This is a genomic window from Nocardioides endophyticus (genome assembly GCF_039543845.1).
GTDB classification, from domain to species: domain Bacteria; phylum Actinomycetota; class Actinomycetes; order Propionibacteriales; family Nocardioidaceae; genus Nocardioides; species Nocardioides endophyticus.
This window is the reverse complement of the sequence record NZ_BAABKN010000028.1, coordinates 92,790-112,873: the sequence shown is the minus strand read 5'-3', so window position 1 is coordinate 112,873 and position 20,084 is coordinate 92,790. Positions and strand designations below refer to the sequence as shown.

17 protein-coding genes are annotated in these 20,084 nt (G+C 69.8%); 11 read left to right on the top strand and 6 right to left on the bottom strand.

Going from position 1 to position 20,084, the window contains the following annotated elements:
* Positions 1-79 precede the first annotated feature (79 nt).
* Positions 80-256 carry a hypothetical protein gene (locus ABEA33_RS22090; RefSeq protein WP_345529215.1) on the top strand — a complete coding sequence of 59 codons (177 nt, stop codon included), beginning with the start codon at positions 80-82 and terminating at the stop codon, positions 254-256.
* A 4-nt stretch (positions 257-260) separates the two neighbouring features.
* A complete protein-coding gene (locus ABEA33_RS22085) occupies positions 261-536 on the top strand; it encodes a hypothetical protein (protein ID WP_345529214.1) in 276 nt (91 codons plus the stop codon).
* A 216-nt stretch (positions 537-752) separates the two neighbouring features.
* On the opposite strand, the gene ABEA33_RS22080 is transcribed toward ABEA33_RS22085, so the two are convergent.
* The 6 genes from ABEA33_RS22080 to ABEA33_RS22055 all read right to left on the bottom strand — a co-directional run bounded on the left by ABEA33_RS22080 (position 753) and on the right by ABEA33_RS22055 (position 7,945).
* Complete coding sequence (locus ABEA33_RS22080) at positions 753-2,009, bottom strand: hemolysin family protein (RefSeq protein ID WP_345529213.1); 1,257 nt, start codon at positions 2,007-2,009, stop codon at positions 753-755.
* 33 nt (positions 2,010-2,042) lie between these two features.
* Complete coding sequence (locus tag ABEA33_RS22075; RefSeq protein WP_345529212.1) at positions 2,043-3,209, bottom strand: PQQ-dependent sugar dehydrogenase; 1,167 nt, start codon at positions 3,207-3,209, stop codon at positions 2,043-2,045.
* A 114-nt stretch (positions 3,210-3,323) separates the two neighbouring features.
* Entirely contained in the window at positions 3,324-4,262 is a 939-nt protein-coding gene (locus ABEA33_RS22070; RefSeq protein ID WP_345529211.1) for an endonuclease domain-containing protein, read from the bottom strand.
* Positions 4,263-4,621: 359 nt separating this feature from the next.
* Entirely contained in the window at positions 4,622-6,424 is a 1,803-nt protein-coding gene (locus ABEA33_RS22065) for a carboxypeptidase regulatory-like domain-containing protein (RefSeq protein WP_345529210.1), read from the bottom strand.
* Between the two features lie 75 nt (positions 6,425-6,499).
* Complete coding sequence (gene panB, locus ABEA33_RS22060) at positions 6,500-7,354, bottom strand: 3-methyl-2-oxobutanoate hydroxymethyltransferase (protein WP_345529209.1); 855 nt, start codon at positions 7,352-7,354, stop codon at positions 6,500-6,502.
* 99 nt (positions 7,355-7,453) lie between these two features.
* Positions 7,454-7,945: a VOC family protein gene (locus ABEA33_RS22055; protein WP_345529208.1), complete on the bottom strand. Its 492-nt coding sequence runs from the start codon at positions 7,943-7,945 to the stop codon at positions 7,454-7,456.
* 69 nt (positions 7,946-8,014) lie between these two features.
* Here ABEA33_RS22055 and ABEA33_RS22050 point away from each other — a divergent pair, with 69 nt between their 5' ends.
* The 9 genes from ABEA33_RS22050 (at position 8,015) to ABEA33_RS22010 (ending at position 20,075) form a co-directional block, all read left to right on the top strand.
* The gene (locus tag ABEA33_RS22050; RefSeq protein ID WP_345529207.1) at positions 8,015-8,503 is read left to right on the top strand and encodes a SigE family RNA polymerase sigma factor; all 489 of its coding nucleotides are present in this window, start codon (positions 8,015-8,017) and stop codon (positions 8,501-8,503) included.
* On the top strand, positions 8,500-9,675 hold the full coding sequence (locus ABEA33_RS22045) for a hypothetical protein (protein WP_345529206.1): 1,176 nt from the start codon (positions 8,500-8,502) through the stop codon (positions 9,673-9,675). Before ABEA33_RS22050 ends, ABEA33_RS22045 begins: the two co-directional genes overlap by 4 nt.
* A gap of 29 nt (positions 9,676-9,704) precedes the next feature.
* Positions 9,705-11,744 carry an NAD(+) synthase gene (locus ABEA33_RS22040; RefSeq protein WP_345529205.1) on the top strand — a complete coding sequence of 680 codons (2,040 nt, stop codon included), beginning with the start codon at positions 9,705-9,707 and terminating at the stop codon, positions 11,742-11,744.
* Positions 11,741-13,774, top strand: a complete 2,034-nt coding sequence (locus ABEA33_RS22035) for a phosphoinositide-specific phospholipase C-related protein (protein ID WP_345529204.1) — start codon at positions 11,741-11,743, stop codon at positions 13,772-13,774. The genes ABEA33_RS22040 and ABEA33_RS22035 overlap by 4 nt, the downstream gene beginning before the upstream one ends.
* A 7-nt stretch (positions 13,775-13,781) precedes the next feature.
* Positions 13,782-14,324, top strand: a complete 543-nt coding sequence (locus ABEA33_RS22030) for a 2'-5' RNA ligase family protein (protein ID WP_345529203.1) — start codon at positions 13,782-13,784, stop codon at positions 14,322-14,324.
* A 456-nt stretch (positions 14,325-14,780) separates the two neighbouring features.
* Complete coding sequence (nhaC, locus tag ABEA33_RS22025) at positions 14,781-16,259, top strand: Na+/H+ antiporter NhaC (RefSeq protein ID WP_345529202.1); 1,479 nt, start codon at positions 14,781-14,783, stop codon at positions 16,257-16,259.
* A gap of 67 nt (positions 16,260-16,326) precedes the next feature.
* Positions 16,327-17,784, top strand: coding sequence for a basic amino acid/polyamine antiporter (locus tag ABEA33_RS22020; protein WP_345529201.1), 1,458 nt, complete (start codon positions 16,327-16,329; stop codon positions 17,782-17,784).
* Positions 17,785-17,796: 12 nt separating this feature from the next.
* Positions 17,797-19,059 (top strand): arginine deiminase, encoded by a 1,263-nt coding sequence (locus ABEA33_RS22015; protein WP_345529200.1) that lies wholly within the window; start codon positions 17,797-17,799, stop codon positions 19,057-19,059.
* Positions 19,060-19,112: 53 nt separating this feature from the next.
* Positions 19,113-20,075, top strand: coding sequence for a lysylphosphatidylglycerol synthase domain-containing protein (locus ABEA33_RS22010; protein WP_345529199.1), 963 nt, complete (start codon positions 19,113-19,115; stop codon positions 20,073-20,075).
* The last annotated feature ends 9 nt before the right edge of the window (positions 20,076-20,084 follow it).

Here is a 20,084-nt window from a genome sequence, read left to right as displayed (position 1 = left end):
AACAGATCCTCAGCAGCCTCGGACGACTTATGCAGCGGATCTCAAATCCGGGTCACTAGTTCGGGGGTACGTTCCCGGCATGAGCGACTTTTGGTTCTGTGTGAAGCACCACACGGTGGAGACCGGTGAGAACGTATGCCCGTCGATCGACCGGCTCGGGCCGTACCCCACTCGCGAGGACGCGCAGCACGCGCTGGAGAAGGCCGAGCAGCGCAACGAGGACTGGGACAACGACCCCAAATGGAACGACGACTGACGGTATGACGACCGACCTCCGGGAGACCAGGGCATCGCCCTGGCCATTCGTCGGCATGGCCGGGATGGCCTGCGCCTTCTTCCTGTACGCCGCGAGCGGGCTGCTCGCCCCGTGGTGGGGGGTCGTGCTGCTGCTCGCTGTCTGGGTGCTGCTGCTGGTGCTCGCATGTGCGTGGTGGACGCCGCACCCACGCCTGGTGCCGTGGGTGGCGGTCTTCGCCATCGTGCTGTGGTTCGCGGTCGTCTCCGCGGGCGGCGCTTGGTGGGGCTGGACCGCGTGAGGCCTACTTGCGCTTCAGCTCGCCCTTGACCTCGAGCGTGGTCGAGACGGTGCCGTAGCCGGGGGCCGAGACGGTCACGAGGACGCTGATCGCCTTGCCCGCTGCGGCCTTGAGGGTCTTGCCAGGTGCGGCGAGGATCAGTGCGATGCGAAGGGCGGGGAGGGCTTTCGGGAGCGGTCGTTCCGCATCTGTCCGAGCGGGTCGAGATGGCCGGAGCTACGAGCTCGGGCGCACGCTGACGCGGGTGATCCGGTGCCGGTCGACCTCGGTGACGACCAGCTGGTGCTCGCCCACGACGACGGTGTCGCCGACCTCGGCGAGCCGGCCGAGCTGGTGCATGACGTAGCCGGCGACGGTCTCGTAGGGGCCGTCCTCGAGGGGGACGCCGCTCACTCGGGCGAACTCCTCGATGGTCAGGCCGGCGTCCACGACGTCGGGTGCGGTCTCGGGCGCGGCCTCGTCGTACTCGTCGCGGATGTCGCCGACGAGCTCCTCCACGAGGTCCTCGAGCGTCACGATGCCGTCCGTGCCGCCGTACTCGTCGACGACGACGGCGATGTGGCGGCCCTCGTCGCGCATCCGGGCGAGCGACGGCAGCAGCCGGTTGGTGGCGGGCAGGTGGAGGATCTCGCGGGTCAGGCCGCGGATGCCGCGCCTCGGGTCGGCGCCGAGCAGGTCCCGCACGTGCAGGAAGCCGCGGACGTCGTCCTGGCTGGTCCCGATCACCGGGAACCGCGAGTAGGGGTTCGACATCGCTGCGTTGATCGCCTCCGCGACCGAGCAGTCGATGGTCAGGAACGCGACGTCGCGGCGGGGGCGCATCACCTCGCTCAGCGATCGGCCGCCGGCGTCGAACACGTCGGTGAGGATCTTGCGCTCGTCGTCGGCCAGCCCCTCGTGCTGGTCGACGAGGAACCGCAGCTCCTCGTCGCTGAGCTCCTCCGACGTCGCGGATGGGTCTCCTCCGAAGAGCCGCACGATCCCGTTGGTCGACACCGACAGCAGCCAGACGACCGGGCGCATCAGGATCGCGAACCGGTCGAGCGGACCGCCGACGACGTACGCCACGCCCTGGGATCGCTGGAGGGCCAGGCGCTTCGGCACCAGCTCGCCGAGCACGAGCGAGAGGTAGGCGATGAAGAGCGTCAGCAAGATCACCGATGCGGTCGAGGCGGCGCTCTCACCGAGCCCGGCCCGCTCGAGCACGGGCGCGAAGTCGGGCGCGAGCGTCGAGGCGCCGTACGCCGCCGAGAAGAAGCCGGCCACGGTGACGCCGATCTGCACCGCGGCGAGGAACCGGTTGGGGTCGCGGGCGACCTTGGCGACTCTGGCGCCGCGCGGGCCCTTCTCGGCGATCGCGTTGATCTGGCCGTCGCGCAACGACACCAGGGCGATCTCCGTGCCGGCGAAGACTCCACCGACGAGGATGAACCCCAGGACGAGCAGGAGGTTGGTCAGCGTCTGCGCGTCCACGGTGGCAGCATGCCTGATCGCGCCAAGTGAGGGTCAGCCGCGCGGGCGCACCCGCAGGATCACGTCGGTGCCGCCGCCGTTGTCCGTCGTCACGTAGAAGGACGACGCAGGGCCGTCGACCACGGTGCGGATCCGTCCGTACCGACGCAGCGCGTCGGGCACCTGGACCCGCTTCAGCGTGCCGCTCTTCGACAGCGTCAGGAACAGCACCTGCTCGGCCTTGAGGGCGGCCACGGCCAGGGTGCCGTCGTACGCGCCGAGACGCTTGCCGTAGACGAAGCCGCCTCCGGACGTGGCCAGCGTCGGGTCGCCGGAGCTCCACGCGGCGTCGATCTGCTTGCCCGGCAGCGACTGGTCCGTCATGGGTACCGACTCGTTGTAGCCCGGCACCGGGTTGTAGCCGTAGTCGCCGCCGTTGACGAGTCGGTTGACCTCGTCGTCGCGGCCGGTGCCCTGCTCGATCGACCACAGGCTGCCGTCGGCGCGCTGGCTGAGACCCTGCACGTTGCGGTGGCCGTAGGTGTGGACGTAGCGCTGGTTGCGGCTCTCGGCTTTCGCGAACGGGTTGCTGGGCCAGGGTGCGCCGGTGAACCGGTTGAGCCGCAGCGTCTTGCCGCCGAGGGACTGCTTGTCCTGGGGGTTGGTGCCGATCGCGGCGTCGCCGGTGCCGACGAGCATCGAGCCGGCGCTGTCGATCAGCAGCCGGCACCCGCCGTGCCGCCCGGAGCTGCTGGGGAAGCCGCCGATGAGCTGGCGGACCTTGGTCGCCTTGGTCGCCTTCGCGTTGAGTCGCCAGGCGATGACGCGTACGTCGTGCCCGCCGCTCGTGGTGGCGCCCTGGCAGGTGTAGATCCGGCGGTTCTTCGCGAAGCCGGGGTCCACCTCGAGGCCCATCAGTCCGGTCTCGCCGCTGACCCAGACCTCGCTGCTGGGGAACCTCACCCCGTGCTTGTGCCCCTTCGCCCAGACCGTGAGCGTTGCCCGGTCGCGCTGGGTGAAGATGAGCCGTCCGCCGCCGAGGGAGCGGACGTCCCACGGCTTGTCGAGGCCGGTCACCAGCCGCTTCACCTTGAGCGCGGGGTACGCCGCGCGCTCGCTGGACTGGTGGTCGGGCCGCTCGGCGGTCGCCGGTGCGGCGGCGATGGTGAGGGCGAGACTTGTGACCAGGGCTGTGACGGATCCGAGGAGGAGGGAGCGCATGCCTGGGACCGTACCCACCGAACGTGAGATCACCACGCAATGGCATCTCCCCGCGGGACGTCATGCGGACGGAGCAAGCGGATGCTCCGCGCGCATGACGTCCTCGTGGCGCCCTCAGGCAGCGGCAGCCCACCCGCCGGCGCGGAGTCCGTCCTCGATCTGATCCAGGAAGTCGTCCGGCTGGAGGCGCAATCCGAGCAGCGGGATCCGCAGCACGGTGTCGCCGTCAAGGGCGAGGGCGTTCTGGCGTAAGGCATCACCGACGAGGTTCTCGATCCACGCGTGGTGGATACCGTCGATCTCGACGACCAGTTGGTACGCCGGCCAATAGAGGTCGAGGAAGTAGCGGCCCCGTCGGTCGCGGCGCAGCGCTTGTCGCGTCGGGGGCGGCAGCCCACGCTGACGAAGCAGGACCGCGATATCGATCTCCCCGAGCGTCTGGGCCCCGTCGAGCAGCTCGTTCACTATCGAGTGGAGGAGGAGCCGCCGTCGGTCTCGGCGGATCCGGAGCAACTCGCTGCCGACCGAGGTCGCGTCGGTCAGTCTCTGCTGCACCGCGAGCAGGAGGACGTACGTCGCCTCCCGGTCGGTGCGTGCCCACAGGGCAGCCCGGATCGCGGCGGTGGCCGGACGGGTGCGGGGGACTCCCGCGCGGACGATGTCGTGCTCTGCCCACCGACGGGTCTGCCGGATGTTGAACCGACGGTTGCGGCGGACTCGGGCACCGCGAGGGACGGAGACCCGGACGCGGTCCATCGTGTACCGCTCGAGGCCGGCCGCGATCAGCGCGGATCCGCCGTCGAGACACGCACGGGGTCCGCCCTGGAGGACGGCGGCCCATTGCTCGCCGAACGAAGACAGGTCTCCGTTGCCGAGCTGGACCGACTGATCTCCGATGAGCTGCCACCGGTGGCCTCGCACCTGGCCTCGGATCTCCCATCGAGTGATGCCGAGGCTGTACAGCTGAGGTCGGGAGACCACCCCGCCTTGGGCGGAGGCAAGGCGGCGGGCAGCGACGAACCGAGCGTCGTCGTACGGGACCTGTCGGGGCATGCACGGCAGCCTGAACAAGTCCGCTCGCGGGTGCAGATGCCACCAGGGATGCCTGTGGACAGGCGTGCGGAGGCGGCAGCTGTGGAGCCTTGGTGGTCCGCATCTCCCGCGGGACGTCATGCGGATGGAGCAAGCGGATGCTCCGTCCGTATGACATCCCCCGGAGGATCACAACCAGCGTTGCCCTCGGCGGTCAGCACGGCCTCGACGGCGCCGAAGGACTTCGTCACGCCGTCGAGGCGGACCGCCGCGACCTGGGTGAGGGTGAAGTGGTCATGCCTCCAGCGTGGCCACGATCGGCGTCAGGGCCCCCACACGCGCGTCACGGCCTCCCCATGACAGATGTCACCGCGTCGATGTCACTGCACCTTGCCGCGGATCTTCAGTCGGGTGACCACGGTCGTGTAGCCCGGAGCCGTGACGGTGACCCTGACCGAGATGGCCTTCTTGCGGACCGCCTTGAGGGTCTTGCCGGCGAGCTTGAGCTTGGCAGTGGTGGCCTTGCGGATCGCCTTCGCGCCGGCGTACCACTGGAGCTTCACCCTGACGGCGGCAGGCGACCAGCGCCCGGTCGAGACCTTGAGGACGGCCTTCTTCTTGGGCTTGCCGGTCACCTTCGGCTTCACCGTGGCCGTGAGCACGCCTGGCGCGACCTTGGCGGCGGCCGACGTCGCTGCGGTGGGGAGCCAGGAGGATGCACTGGCCGTGACGCGCACACTGAGGGAGCGCCCGAGGTCGCTCGGCGTGGCGGCGTACGACGAGGAGGTCGCCCCGGTGACGGGTAGACCGTCGATGAGCCACTGGTAGCCGAGGCTCGCGTCGCTGGGGTTCCAGGTGCCGGGCGAGGCGGTCACGGTCGTCCCGACGCGCGGCGAGCCGGAGATGCTCGGGAGTGTGGTGTTGACGACCGCCGGCGGGAGCAGGGCGGCGCTGGCTGCGGACATCGTGAAGGCGGTGGTGTGGCCCGCCTTGACGGCGCCCACATAGACCCGGACGGTCTTGCCGACCCCGGTCGCTGGGGTGAACGTCGAGGACGTCGCTCCGTCGATCGGGCGGTCGCCGATCAGCCACTGGTAGGTGAAGGACAGGCCGGTGGCCGGCGCCCACGCCCCGGTGCTTGCGGTCAGTGTCTGGCCGACCTGGGCGGTACCCGTGACCGTCGGAGCCACGACGTTGGTGACCGCGGGGAACGGGTCGGTGGAGAGCACCACGTCCCTGTCCCAGATGTCCTCGGTGCCGATGGTGAAGCTGGTGGCGGTCTCCAGGCTGGCGGCGTCCGGCCAGAACTCCCTCGTGTAGGCGTCGCCGGGGTACCAGAACTCGAGCCGGTACGTGCCGGGGGCCAGACCGCGGAGGCGATAGAAGCCGTCGCCGGCGCTGATGGCGTTCGCCCGCTGGTCCCACGCCTTCGTGACCGAGTTCCACCGGTGCGCGACGACCCGGACGCCGGAGACCGGTTGGGAGTCGTCCGCGCGGGTCGCGATGCCGCTGAGCGACACGCCGTCGTCCAGCTGGGCGTTGATGCCGCCGACCGCCTGGCCCGAGGCGACGCTGATGTCCCTCCCGGTCTGGAGCGACGAGGCGTTGTTCCAGAACTCCGGCTGGTGGACGGTCGGCTGAAACTCGACCCGGTACCGACCGGGGGTGAGCTGCCTCAGGTCGTACTCTCCGAGGGAGGTGAGGGCCATCCCGGCTTGTGTCCAGTACATCTCGACGGCATCCCACCGCCACGCGACGACGTAGACCCCGTCGACGTTGTTGCCGGCCTGATTCGTGACGGTGCCGGAGATGCTGCCGCCCACGACGAGCTGGACGTTCTGCGTGACCGTCTGCCCGGGGGCAACCACGATGCCGTCGAGGAACCCGTAGGCGTACGGCGCGCTGGCGTCGAAACTGAGCTGGTAGGTGCCCGCGGCCACGGGTCCGAGCTGGTACTGACCGGAGGCGTTGGTCTGCACCGCGTCCAGCTGGTCCCATTCGTCCGTGCTCGGGTTCCACACGGAGGCGTTGACCCACACGTCCGCAAGCGGCTGCTGGGCGGTGCCGGTGACGATGCCTGTGATGTACCCGTCGCCCGGGGCGGCGGAGGCGGCTCCGCTCGCGGCACCGAGCCCGGTCAGGCTCAGGACGAGTGCGAGCAGGCAGGCGATGGCGCGCGACATGGGGATCTCCTGGTACGTGCGGAGACCCACGCTCCGGCCGGTCCTCACCCTAACGGGTGAGGACCGGCCTCGACCTCAGAACGTGTGCTCGTCAGCCGGGAACGTCCCTGCCTTCACGTCCGCGGCGTACTCCTGCGCCGCCTTGAGCAGTACGCCGTGCACGTCGGCGTACTGCTTGACGAAGCGGGCCATCTTGCCGGTGCGGAAGCCGAACGCGTCGCCCCAGACCAGCACCTGCCCGTCGCAGCCGGGGCCGGCCCCGATACCGATGGTGGGGATGCCGACCGCGGCGGTCACCTCGGCGGCGACGTCGCCCGGGACCATCTCCATCACGACGGCGAACGCGCCGGCCTCCTCCATCGCCTTCGCCTGGGCGATGACGTGCGAGGCGGCGTCGCCGCGTCCCTGCACCCGGTAGCCGCCCAGGTTGTGCTCGGACTGCGGGGTGAAGCCGATGTGGGCCATCACCGGGATGCCGCCCTCGGTGAGCTTGCGGACCTGAGGGGCCATCTCGGCGCCGCCCTCGAGCTTCACGGCGTGCGCGTTGGCCTCCTTCATGAACCGCACGGCGGTCAGATAGGCCTGCTCCGGGGAGGCCTGGTAGGAGCCGAACGGGAGGTCAGCCACGACCAGAGCGCGATGTGCCGAGCGGGTGACCGCACGGACGAGCGGGATCAGCTCGTCGACCGTCACCGGCAGCGAGGTCTCGTTGGCGAAGACGTTGTTGGACGCGCTGTCGCCGACCAGCAGCACCTCGATGCCGGCCTCGTCGAAGGTCTGCGCGGCGTACTGCTCGTAGGCCGTGAGCATCGCGAACTTCTCGCCGCGCTGCTTCATCTCGCGCAGGTGGTGGGTGCGGATCCGCTTGATCGCAGCCGCCCCTTGCTGCTTGGCCGGACCGGTGCCGTACGGCGCCGTCTCCTCGCTCATGTTCTCTCCCTGAAACGTCATCTCGCGGCTCCCTGATGGAGTCCACGGACCGTTGTTCAGGCTAGTCCCGGTACGACGGTTCGAACCCTGTGTGCCTCGTCACGCACGGGCGGCGGCAGCCTCGAGGTCGGCGATGACGATCTTCTGCATCTCCATCATCGCCGCCGTCGCCGCCTGGGCACGCACGGGATCTGGGTCCGACAGCAGCTCGTACAGACGCACCGGCACGATCTGCCAGGAGAGGCCGAAACGGTCCTTGAGCCACGCGCAGCTGTCCGGGCGACCGCCGGCCACCAGGGTGTCCCAGTAGTAGTCGACCTCGGACTGGTCGGCGCAGTTGACGCTCAGCGAGATCGTCTCCGTGAAGCCGGCATGGACCGGCCCGCCGTTGATGCCGCGGAAGGGCTGGCCGTCGAGAGTCCACTCCGCGGCCAGCACGCGGCCGTCATCGTAGTGGGAGACTCCGCGGACCTCGGAGTTCGGGAAGACGTTCGTGTAGAACTCGACCGCCTCCATCAGGTTGTCGTCGAACCACAGGCAGGTGCTGATCTCGGGCATACGGCTCAGACCGGGGTTGTCCGGAGAACTCATCGGAAGTCGCCCCAACCCGAGAGCATGCTGCGAGCGTTCTCCCTCTGGGACAGGGCGGCGAGGAGGTTGATGGACGAGCAGGGGTTCACCGCGTGGGCGGTCGGTGCCGAGCGCCGGCTGCTGCGCTCGGCGTACCTGCTCACCGGTGACCTCCACCGGGCCGAGGACCTCGTGCAGGAGGCGCTCGTCAAGGTCGCGCTGCGCTGGGCGCGGCTGCACGACGGCAACCCGACGGCGTACGCCCGGACGATCATCGTGCGCGACAACATCTCCTGGTGGCGCCGGCGACGCGACGTCCCGATGCCGACGCCCCGCGAGCTGGCGGCCGTGTCCAGCGATGCGGAGGCCGCCCTCGTCGTACGGCGCTCGCTCGACCGGCTCACCCCCAAGCAGCGTGCCGTGGTGGTGCTGCGGCACTTCGACGACCTCAGTGAGCACGACACCGCGGCCGTCCTCGGCGTGAGTGTCGGCACTGTCAAGAGCCAGAACGCGGCGGCGCTCGCCCGCCTGCGCCACGGCGCACCCGAGCTGCTCGACCTGATCGGAGGACCACCGTGACCGAGCTCCATGACCTGCTGCACCGGGCAACGGACCGGATCGACGGTCCCGACCTGGCTGCTCGTGCGCTGACGGGTGCCCGCCGCCGACGAGCCCGCAACCGTGGTGTTGTCGCCGCGGTTGCCGCTGCCGCCGCAGTGGTGGCCGTCGTCGTCTCCGTCGAGCTCACGACCGGCGGCGCCCGGGTCGACCAGCCACCGGTGCTGAGCCCGTCGCCGAGCCCCACCCAGGGCGTCGCGACCGCGCCCGCCATCGACCCGTCCCGGATCCAGCCGGTGTGGGACCCACGAACCGTCGAGGGACTGCCGGTCACCGACCTCGGCGTACCCCGGGTGATGGAGTCTCTCGTGCCCGGTGTCGTGACCCGCCCGGTCGCCGTGCTCGATGACGGTGAACGGGCGCGGTTGGTAGGTGGAGACGAGGTGATGGCCGAGCTGCCGTTGCCGGACGGGCTCGGCGACAGGCGCATCGTCTCGCTGTCTCCCGATGGCACGCAGTTGGCCGCAGTCGGGATCAGCGGGTTCTTCTGGCGCACCCTGGACGGGGACTGGGAGCAGGTCCGGCACACGCGGGTGTCCGGCGAGGCGCCGCAGGTGACCTGGCTTCCAGACGGCTCGGGCCTGATCGGCCGCGACTGGAACAGCGCGGTCCGCGTCGATCTGCCGAGCGGTGACGTCGAGGAGCTGCCGTTCCCTCTCGACGTTGGTCAGTTCGCAGTCGGGCCGGAAGGGGCAGTGGTCGCCACCGTGCCCCGGCAGGTCATCGAGTGGCACGAAGGCCGGGAGGGGGCGCGCTGGGCCACCGGACCGCTGGACGGCCTGGTCCTGCCTGCGGTCGGTACGAACGAGATCGCCTTCGCGCGCGCCAACGTGCTCTTCGATGACGAGCGAGGCGTGGCCGACCGGGACGGGCTCATCGCCGTGGACCGGGAGACGTTCGAGACCCGCGGCTACCTACCGGTGCCGGATGACCACGACTACTACGTGCACGCGGAGGAGCTGCGGCCGGTCGCCTGGCTCGACGACGACACCGTGGCGTTCACGGTGCTGCCCGAAGGATCTCCCAAGGAGTACCTCGTGACCTGGAATGTCGAGACCGGTGCGCTGTCGCGCATCTCCTGCTGGGAGAAGTCCTTCAGCGCCGTCTTCGCGACCGGGCTGCTCGGGTCATGAGCGTGGCGGCGCAGCCCTAGACTCGAACCGTGGACTTCTACTCCGCCTACTCCCAGGGCTTCGCGCGCGTCGCGGCGTGCACGTTCCCGGTCGTCATCGCCGACCCGGCCGCCAATGCGCGCGCGATCATCGAGCAGGCGCGGGAGTGCCACGAGGAGGGTGTGGCGGTCGCTGTCTTCCCGGAGCTCTCGCTGACCGGCTACTCGATCGACGACCTCTTCCTGCAGGACGTGCTGCTGCAGGGCGTCGAGGAGGCGATCGCAGAGCTGGTCGCCGGTACGACGGACCTGCGCCCGGTGCTGGTCGTCGGCGCTCCGCTGATGCACGGCACCCGGGTGATCAACTGCGCCGTCGTCATCCAGGCCGGCCGGGTGCTCGGTGTCGCGCCGAAGTCCTACCTGCCGACCTACCGCGAGTTCTACGAGCGCCGGTGGTTCGCTCCTGGCGACGACCGCCGGGGGAGCAGCATCCGGCTCGGGGGAGCCGAGGTGCCGTTCGGCCCCGACCTCATCTTCGAGGCGACCGACGTACGCGGCCTGCGGCTGCACGTCGAGGTCTGCGAGGACATGTGGGTACCGATCCCGCCGAGCGCCGAGGCCGCGCTCGCCGGTGCCACCGTGCTCGCCAATCTCTCCGGCAGCCCGATCACCGTCGCGCGTGCGGAGGATCGCCGGCTGCTCGTCCGCAGCGCGAGCGCTCGCTGCACGGCGGCGTACGTCTTCGCGGCCGCCGGTCAGGGCGAGTCCACGACCGACCTGTCCTGGGACGGCCAGACGATGGTCTACGAGTGCGGCGACCTGCTGGGGGAGTCCGAGCGGTTCCCCGAGGGCGCTCGCCGTACGGTGGTCGACGTCGACCTCGACCGGATCCGGCAGGACCGGCTGCGCCAGGGAACGTTCGACGACAACCGGCGTACGCACGACGGCCGCATCGGTGCCTTCCGCACGGTGTCCTTCGAGTTGCGGGCACCGGTCGGCGACATCGGGCTGCTGCGCAAGGTCGACCGGTTCCCGTTCGTGCCCGACGAGGCCGAGCGGCTCGCCCTGGACTGTTACGAGGCCTACAACATCCAGGTCTCCGGGCTCGAGCAGCGGCTGCACGCGATCGGCCAGCCCAAGGTCGTGATCGGCGTCAGCGGTGGCCTCGACTCCACCCACGCGCTGATCGTCGCCGCCAAGGCGATGGACCGGCTCGGGCGTTCGCGTGAGGACATCCACGCCTTCACGCTGCCGGGCTTCGCGACCGGCGAGACCACGAAGTCGTACGCCACGCGGCTCTCCAAGTCGCTCGGGGTGCACTTCGAGGAGATCGACATCCAGGCCGCGTCGCGCCAGCTGTTGGCCGACCTCGACCACCCGTTCGCCGAGGGTGAGGAGGTCTACGACGTCACGTTCGAGAATGTCCAGGCCGGCCTTCGCACCGACTACCTCTTCCGGCTGGCCAACCACCGCGGCGGCATCGTGCTCGGGACCGGCGACCTCTCCGAGCTCGCGCTGGGCTGGTGCACGTACGGCGTCGGCGACCAGATGTCGCACTACAACGTCAACGCGGGAGTCCCGAAGACGTTGATCCAGCACCTGATCCGCTGGGTCGCGGCGAGCGGCCAGTTCGAGGACGACACCAACGAGGTGCTCCTCGAGATCGTCGAGCAGGAGATCACCCCGGAGCTGATCCCGACGCGCGAGGACCAGCTGCCGCAGTCGACCGAGGCGTCGGTCGGCCCGTACGCGCTGCAGGACTTCACCCTCTTCCACGTGCTGCGCCGCGGTGCGCTGCCGAGCCGGATCGCGTTCCTCGCATGGCATGCGTGGCGCGACGCCTCGGTCGGCGAGTGGCCACCGAACTTCCCCGACGAGCGGCGCACGTCGTACGACCTCGGCGAGATCCGGCATTGGCTCGAGGTCTTCACGAAGCGGTTCTTCTCGAGCCAGTTCAAGCGCTCCGCGCTGCCCAACGGACCCAAGGTGAGCTCCGGCGGCACCATGTCGCCGCGCGGCGACTGGCGGATGCCCTCGGATGCCGGGCCGGCGGCCTGGCTGGCCCAGATCGAGTCGGTCCCGCGCGAGTGAAGCGCAGCATCCTGATCTGTCTCGGGACGCTGCTCGTCGCCGTCGGTGTGGTCGCCGGAGTCGTCAACCGGGAGGTGCTGGACGCCGACCGGTTCGCGTCGCACGTGGACGCCGTACGCTCCGATCCGGACGTCGCGCGCCAGGTCGCCGTACTCCTCACCGATCGGCTGCTCGAGCAGCAGCCCGACCTCGTGGCGGTGCGGCCGCTGATCGAGTCGACCGCCGCGAGCGTCGTCGCGAGCCCGGCGCTCGGGCCGGTCGTGCGGACCGCGGTCGCACCGCTGTACGACGCACTGGTGCTCGGCGACAGCGACGCCGTCGTGCTCCGGCTCGCCGACGTGGCCGCGGTGGTCATCGGCATCGTCGCGGCGGCCGCTCCCGAGGTGAACGCCACGATCCCGGCGGACCTCGACGTGCTGCTCTCCGACTTCGGCGGGCATGAGTACTCACCCCACGCGATCGACTCCGCCCACCTGGTCCAGATCCTCTCCTGGCTGGGGCCGTTGCTCGGCCTGCTGGTGCTGGCCGGATCGGCGCGGTTCCGGGTGAGAGCGGCGGCCAGGGCCACCGGTGTCGGCGTGACCGCCGCCGGGCTGGTCGTCGCCGGCCTGCTCGTGGTGGCCGGGGTCCTGGCCGGCCGTGGCGACACCGGCACCCTCGACGGTGCCGTGCGCAACGCCGTCTGGGGCGAGCTCGTCGGGGCGTTCTGGGTGGCCGCCGCGCTCACGGTCGCGCTGGGCGGGTTGCTGACGGTGGCGGCCGGCATCTCGTCGCGCCCGCAGCTGAGCCTGGAGCGAGTACGAGCCTTCTTCGACCCGGCTGCCGGACTGCTCACCCTCACCGCCCACGCCGCCGTGGTCGTCGCCCTCGGTGTCGCCTTGGTGCTTCAACCGGTCCGCGTGGTGACGGCAGCGCTGGTCGCGGTGGGTGCGGTGCTCATCATCGTGGGTGCCGGGTCGTTGCTCGTCGCGCTCGTGCGCGGGCTCGACCATCGTCGTACCTGGGGGATCGGCGCCGCCGTCGCTCTCGTCGTCGGGATCGTGGTCGTCGCGCTCCCGTCCGACCACGACCTGGCGGCGGCCGGCCCGACTCCGGGCGCCGCCTGCAACGGGCACGTCGAGCTGTGCGACCGCGCGTACGACGAGGTCGCCTACCCGGCGACCCACAACTCGATGGCGGCCGCGAGCGAGGGCTGGTTCTTCCCGGAGCAGCCCGACGGCATCGTCGACCAGCTGGACCACGGCGTACGAGCGCTGCTGATCGACAGCTGGTACGGCCGGGGCACCGACCGCGCCGGCGTCATCGCCAACACCGACGAGGATCGGGCCGCGGCCGTCGCGGAGGCGCGACAGTCGTTCGGCGACGCGGCCGTGGCCAGCGCGCTGCGACTCCGGAACGCCGTCGGCCTCACTCCGCGCGGACCGGTCGGGGTCTACCTGTGCCACGGTCTGTGCGAGCTGGGCGCGACGCCGTGGCTCGAGAGCCTGCGCGAGGTGCGCACCTGGCTCGACGCGCATCCTCGCGAGGTGGTCACGCTCTTCGTGCAGGACCAGGTCAGTCCCGCGGACACTGCCGAGCTGATCGAGCAGGCCGGACTGCTCCCGTCCGTCTACACCCCGGCCGACGACGGCGACTGGCCGACACTAGGCGCCATGATCGCGTCTGGCAAGCGTCTCGTGGTGCTGATGGAGAACGAGGGCGGTGGCACGGCGTACCCCTGGCTACTGCCGGGCTTCGAACAGTCTCAGGACACGCCGTTCCTCTTCCGGCGCCCGGCTCAGCTGGGATCCCCGGGCAGCTGCGCCGCCAACCGCGGTAACCCCGACGCATCGCTCTTCCTGCTCAACCACTGGATCACCGACAAGTCCGCCGAGGTGACCAACGCCGAGCGGGTCAACGCCAGCGACGTGCTGCTCACCCGAGCGCGCGAGTGCGAAGGGGAGCGGGGCCTGCTGCCCAACTACGTCGCCGTCGACTTCTACGACCGCGGTGACCTCTTCGACGTGGTCGACGAGCTCAACGGACTCTGAGGACCACGTGAGCCTTCCGAGCCAGACCGCGGTGATCATCCCGGTGAGCGTTGCCGAGCCGGTCGTCGGGCACCACCGGATGCGCCTCGACACCGCCGCGCCCTGGGGCGTGCCCGCCCACATCACCATCCTCTTCCCGTTCGTCGCGCCCTCGGACGTGGATGGCGCCGCGGTCGCGCGACTGGCGGCCGTCTTCGCCGCGACGGCTCCTTTCGACTGCACGTTCACCGAGTGCGGCTGGTTCGGCCAGGACGTCTTGTGGTTGAGGCCGGACCGTGCGCAGGTGCTCCGTGACCTCACGAGCGCCGTCGCGGCCGAGTTCCCTGCCCACAAGCCGTACGGCGGCGAGCACGACGACGTCGTACCGCACCTCACCGTCGGTGAGTCTCGTCGGGGCTCCGCCAAGGAGCTCAGGGCGGCCGAGGTCGACGTCAGCAGCAAGCTGCCCTTCACCGCTCACATCGATCATGGCCTCCTTATCGCCGGCACCGATCAGCCGGACTCGTGGCACACGGTCGCCACGCTGCCGCTCGGGTCCTCACCGCGCTGAAGGCGCGTTGCTCGCTCCCATGGCGCGACGGGTGCCCCACGCGCGCATCGTCGCGCACATGGGCGGCGGCGACATCGACCTGACCACCGCCGAGGGCATCCTGCGGGCGCAAGTGCTGGGGTCGGTCGCGGAGTTTGAGTCACGCCGCAAGGGCGAGCGGGTGCACGCCCGCGCGCTGCAACGGTCGAAGGAGGAGAGACGGATGATGGCAACCACGCGGCCGAGCGAGTGGCGGGATCGTCTGTGTGGACCTGTGGCAGCGGGTGCAGAACGTGCTCACGGACCCAGAGCGCCGTACCTCGCCGGGGTGACCGGCCAGTACGATCATGTCGGGGATCGCCCCCGGCCTCCCAACCACCGCGGTGCCGGTTTCGCCCGGACCGGGTGAGGCGGTGGGACCTCTCCTGGGTCACCATCGTCCTGCTCGGGGATGTGTGGCCGGGCACAGGAGGAAGCGTGCCGCAGAGCGAGGGCCCGAGTGGGCTCAGGGAGCCGACGCTGGCCGACGCGCTGCTGCCGTTGGCGACGCTGGCGTGCCTGATCGCCGGGGCGCTGGCGCTCTTCGGCCTCGACGCGCTCGACGGGCCGATCCAGGTCGCGCTGCTGCTGTGCTGCGCGGTCGCGGCGCTGATCGCGATGAAGAACGGCCACCCGTTCAGCTCGGTCCAGGAGGCCGGCAAGGGTGCCATCGCGTCGGTGACCAGTGCGATCTTCATCCTCTTCGCCGTGGGCGCCCTGATCGGCGTCTGGAACCTCAGTGGGACCATCCCGACGCTCGTTTACTACGGCATCCAGGTGCTCTCGCCGGGTTGGTACTACGCCGCCACCGCGCTGATCTGCGGCGTCGTCGCGCTGAGCATCGGCAGCTCGTGGACGACGGCGGCCACGATCGGCGTGGGTCTGGTCGGCATCGCGACGCTGATCGGGGTCTCACCGGCGATCACTGCTGGCGCCGTCATCTCGGGTGCGTACCTCGGCGACAAGACCTCACCGCTCTCGGAGACGACGATCCTGACGGCGCAGATCGTGAAGGTCGACGTCTACGAGCACATCAAACGCCAGATCTGGACGTCGATCCCGGCGTTCGTCATCGCCTTCGTCGTCTTCCTGATCCTGGGCGTGACCGGTCCCGACACGGTGACCGACGCCGAGACCACCTCGGACCTCGACAAGCTCAACCAGATCTTCAACATCACCCCGCTGGCGCTGCTGCCCGTCGTACTGCTCGCCTTCATGTCGATCCGCAAGGTGCCGGCGTCGCTCGCCCTGCTGGCCGCTACCCTCTTCGCGGGCGTGCTCGGCGCCTTCCTCCAGCCCGACGTGTACGCCGACTTCGTCGCCGGCAGCGGCAACGTGGTCGTCGAGTCCCTCAAGGCGGTCTGGTCGGCGATGGCCAACGGGTTCTCGATCAACTCGGGCATCCCCGACGTCGACCGGCTGCTCTCGCGTGGCGGCATGGACAGCATGCTGCTCACCATCTGGTTGATCCTCGGCGCGGTGACGTTCGGAGCCATGCTCGAGGAGTTCGGCCTGATCAACCGGCTGGTGCACCCGATGATCGCCGCTGCGACGACGACGGGGCGTCTCTACGTCACCGTCTTCGCCTGCGGCTTCGGGCTCAACGTCGTCGCGGGCGACCAGTACATCGCGCTGGTGCTGCCGAGCCGGATCTTCCGCGCCGAGTTCGCCCGCCGCGGGCTGGCGCCCACGAACCTGTCGCGGCTCGCTGCCGACAGCGGCACCGTGACGTCGCCGTTGGTGCCGTGGAACTCCTGCGGAGCGTTCATGGGCGCGACCCTGGGCGTGTCGACACTGCTCTACCTGCCGTACGCCGTTTTCTGCTATGCCAGTCCTGCACTGAGCGTCCTGTACGGCATCACCGGATTCAAGATCGAGAAGATCGAGCCCACCGAGCTCCAGGAGGACCCCGCATGAACCCCCCACGAAACTGCGGGCTTCCCCCGCTCCGCTTCTCCAGCCCACACTTCCGCAGGGACCCCGCATGAGCACTCAGACGGAAGAGGCACCCGCGGGGGGCGCCGTCGCCAGGATGAGCGTCCCGACGCTGACCGCCATGGTGGTCGGCGGGATGGTCGGGGCGGGGGTCTTCTCGTTGCCGGCCCGCTTCGGCGTCGCGACCGGCATCCTCGGGTCGCTGATCGCGTGGGTGATCGCCGGCACCGGCATGCTGATGCTGGCCTTCGTCTTCCAGACGCTCGCGATCCGCAAACCCGAGCTCGACTCCGGTGTCTTCATCTACGCCAAAGCGGGCTTCGGTGACTACGCGGGCTTCAACTCCGCGATCGGCTTCTGGGCCAGCTCGATCGCTGGCAACACCTTCTACTGGGTCTTCATCGGCGCCACGCTCGGCGCGTTCTTCGACGGCTTCGGTGACGGTGACACCATCCTCGCCGCCGCTCTCGGCACGGTTGGAGTCTGGTTCTTCCACTACCTGATCGCACGGGGCGTACGCGACGCCGCCGTCATCAACCAGATCGTCACGGTCTTCAAGGTCATCCCGATCCTGGTCTTCATCGTCGTGATGTTCTTCTACTTCGACGCGGGCGTCTTCGCCGACAACTGGACCGCCACCGGGTACGGCGACCTCGGCAACCTCAACGAGCAGGTCCGCAACACGATGCTGATCACGACGTTCGTCTTCATCGGCATCGAGGGCGCGAGCGTCTACTCGCGCTACGCCAAGAAGCGCGAGGACGTCGGCAAGGCGACGGTGATGGGCTTCCTGAGCGTGCTCTCGATCTTCGCTCTCGTCACGCTGTCGAGCTATGCGGTCGTCCCGCAGCCTGAGCTGGCCGGTGCCCGGCAACCCTCGATGGTCAGCGTCTTCGAGTCGCAGGTGGGGCACTGGGGCGAGATCTTCATGAGTGTTGCGGTCGTGGTCTCGGTGCTCGGCGCCTACCTGGCGTGGACGCTGATGGCGGCGGAGGTCATGTACATCCCGGCCCGCCAGGACGACTTCCCCGAATTCCTGGGCCGGGAGAACGAGGCCGGTACGCCGATCACCGCCCTCGTGGTGACCTCGCTCGCCGTGCAGGGGCTGCTGGGCCTCACGCTCTTCGTCACCGACGCCCTGAACTTCATGCTCGACCTGTCCACCAGCCTCGCGCTGCTGCCCTACCTCCTGGCCGCCGCGTACGCGCTCAAGCTCGGCCTGACCGGGGAGTCGTACGACGGCGTCTCGGCCGGCACCCGCCGCAAGGAGACGATCGTGGCGGGCGCGGCCACGGCGTACACGATCTTCCTCTTCGACGCGGCCGGCATGAAGTTCGTGCTGCTGATGACGGTGATTCTCGCGCCGGCGTCGCTGCTCTACGTAAAGGCCCGAAGTGAGCACGGGCGCCGGCTCTTCTCACCCGCGGAGATCGGGTTGTTCGCACTCATCGTCATCGGCGGCATCATCGGAGTCATCGGGCTCTGGACCGGCCGCATCAGCCTCTGAGAAAGGAACTCCATGAGCGTCTCGCCCACCAGTCCTGCATCCACGTACGGCGTGCACTCGGAGGTCGGCCGGCTCCGCAAGGTGCTCGTGTGCCGACCCGGCCTCGCACACAGACGGCTCACGCCGAGCAACAACGACGAGCTGTTGTTCGACGACGTGATGTGGGTCGAGAACGCCCAGCGCGACCACGCCGACTTCGTCAACAAGCTGACCCAGCGTGGGGTCGAGGTCGTCGAGCTGCACGAGGTGCTCGCCCAGACCCTTGCCGTGCCCGGCGCCCGCGATTGGCTGCTGGACCGGAAGATCGTCCCCAACCAGGTCGGCCTCGGCCTGGTCGACGACACCCGCAGCTACCTGGAGTCGCTGCCGGAGCGGGAGCTCTCGGAGTTCCTGATCGGCGGCCTCGCGACCAACGACCTGCCCGACGACTTCCGCTCGGACTACGTCAACCTGGCGCGCGAGTCGACCGGCGCCCGCGAGTACCTGATGCCGCCGCTGCCCAACACGCTCTACACCCGCGACACGACCTGCTGGCTGTACGGCGGCCTGACGATGAACCCGCTCTACTGGCCGGCGCGCAAGGAAGAGACCCTCATCTACAAGGGGATCTACCAGTACCACCCCGACTTCGTCGGCTCGAAGGTGTGGTGGGGAGACCCGGACCAGGACTGGGGTCAGGCCACGTTCGAGGGCGGCGACGTGATGCCGGTCGGCAACGGCGTCGTGCTCGTCGGCATGAGTGAGCGCACGTCGCGTCAGGCGATCACCCAGGTCGCGAAGGCGCTCTTCGACCAGGGCGCGGCGACGCGGGTGATCGTCGCCGGCATGCCCAAGCTGCGGGCCGCGATGCACCTGGACACGGTCTTCACGTTCGTCGACCGCGACATCGTCACGCTCTACCCGACGATCATGGACGCGGTGCACACCTTCACGCTGATGCCGTCGGACTCGGCGCCCGGCGTCGAGGTGCGCGACGAGGGCTCGGCGAAGTTCGTGGACGTCGTGGCTCGCGAGCTGGGACTGCCCTCGATCCAGGTCATCGACACCGGCGGCGACGTCTACCAGTCCGAGCGGCAGCAGTGGGACAGCGGCAACAACGCCGTCGCGCTGGAGCCGGGCGTGGTCTTCACCTATGACCGCAACACGCTCACCAACACGCTGCTCCGCAAGGCGGGCGTCGAGGTGATCACGATCGTCGGCGCCGAGCTCGGCCGCGGTCGCGGCGGTGGCCACTGCATGACCTGTCCGATCATCCGCGAACCGGTCGACTTCTGAGCGAGCGCGCAGTCGGGCGCCCTGCCTGGCTGGTCCGAGCCGTCCTCCTGGCGGTGGCCCTCGTGGCCACCGTCATGGTGGTCCGCCTGGTCGGGCGCGTCGACTGGAGCGAGGTGTGGGACGCGCTCACGCACCTCGCCTGGTGGCAGATCCCGCTGCTGCTGGCGGTCCTGGTCGTCCGCCAGGTGCTCAACGCGCTGCCGCTGTCGCTCTACATCCCTGGCGTCTCGGCGTACCGCGCGACGCAGAACGACCAGGTCGCGATCCTGATGTCGACGATCGCGCCGCCACCGAGTGACATCGCGCTGCGGATGGCGATGTTCTCGTCGTGGGGCGTCCCGGTCGCCAAGGGCCTCGCGGGCACCCTCATGAACACGCTGACGTTCTACATCGTCCGCTTCGGCGCGCCCGTCGTCGGCTTCGTGCTGCTCGCCGCGACCGGCGGGAAGGTGGGTCTGCGCTGGGCGGACCTGATCAGCGTCGCCATCTCGGTCGGGATCTTCGTGGGGCTGATGCTCGTCATCCGCAGCGAGGCGCTCGCGCGCAAGGTCGGTACGACGGCGGGGCGGGCCGCGCACCGGGTCCGCAAGCGCGTCGACCCGGAGGCGTGGGCCGCCGCCTGCGTGCAGTTCCGGATCGACATCGCCGCGAGGTTCCGACGGGGCTTCCCGCGCTCCCTGCTGGCGCTCAGCGCCATGCTCGTGGTGGACCTGACGATGCTGCTCATGGCGTTGCGGTTCGTGGGCCTCGACTCGAGCGAGGTGCCGGTGGTGGAGGTCGCCATTGCCTACCTGTTCGCGTACCCCTTCACGCTCTTCCCGTTCTCCGGGATCGGCATCGTGGATGCTCTCGTGCTGGCCGCCGTCGTCCAGGCCGGGGGTGCCGAGGTCGAGGCTGCGGCGGTCGCCGGACTGGTCGTCTGGCGGGTGTTCACCATCGGCGGCCCGTTGGCTCTCGGTGCCCTCGGGCTGGCCGCATGGCGACGCACTTCCGGGGCCGCCACGACCAGCCAATAGGCTGCGGCC

Bases quoted from the DNA above. Each gene is read 5' to 3' on its own strand.
- ABEA33_RS22065 (WP_345529210.1), bottom strand. From the start codon at position 6,424: ATGTCGCGCGCCATCGCCTGCCTGCTCGCACTCGTCCTGAGCCTGACC.
- ABEA33_RS22075 (WP_345529212.1), bottom strand. From the start codon at position 3,209: ATGCGCTCCCTCCTCCTCGGATCCGTCACAGCCCTGGTCACAAGTCTC.
- ABEA33_RS22050 (WP_345529207.1), top strand. From the start codon at position 8,015: ATGGACGAGCAGGGGTTCACCGCGTGGGCGGTCGGTGCCGAGCGCCGG.
- panB (WP_345529209.1), bottom strand. From the start codon at position 7,354: ATGAGCGAGGAGACGGCGCCGTACGGCACCGGTCCGGCCAAGCAGCAA.
- ABEA33_RS22020 (WP_345529201.1), top strand. From the start codon at position 16,327: ATGAGCACTCAGACGGAAGAGGCACCCGCGGGGGGCGCCGTCGCCAGG.
- ABEA33_RS22055 (WP_345529208.1), bottom strand. From the start codon at position 7,945: ATGAGTTCTCCGGACAACCCCGGTCTGAGCCGTATGCCCGAGATCAGC.
- ABEA33_RS22090 (WP_345529215.1), top strand. From the start codon at position 80: ATGAGCGACTTTTGGTTCTGTGTGAAGCACCACACGGTGGAGACCGGT.
- ABEA33_RS22070 (WP_345529211.1), bottom strand. From the start codon at position 4,262: ATGCCCCGACAGGTCCCGTACGACGACGCTCGGTTCGTCGCTGCCCGC.
- ABEA33_RS22085 (WP_345529214.1), top strand. From the start codon at position 261: ATGACGACCGACCTCCGGGAGACCAGGGCATCGCCCTGGCCATTCGTC.
- ABEA33_RS22015 (WP_345529200.1), top strand. From the start codon at position 17,797: ATGAGCGTCTCGCCCACCAGTCCTGCATCCACGTACGGCGTGCACTCG.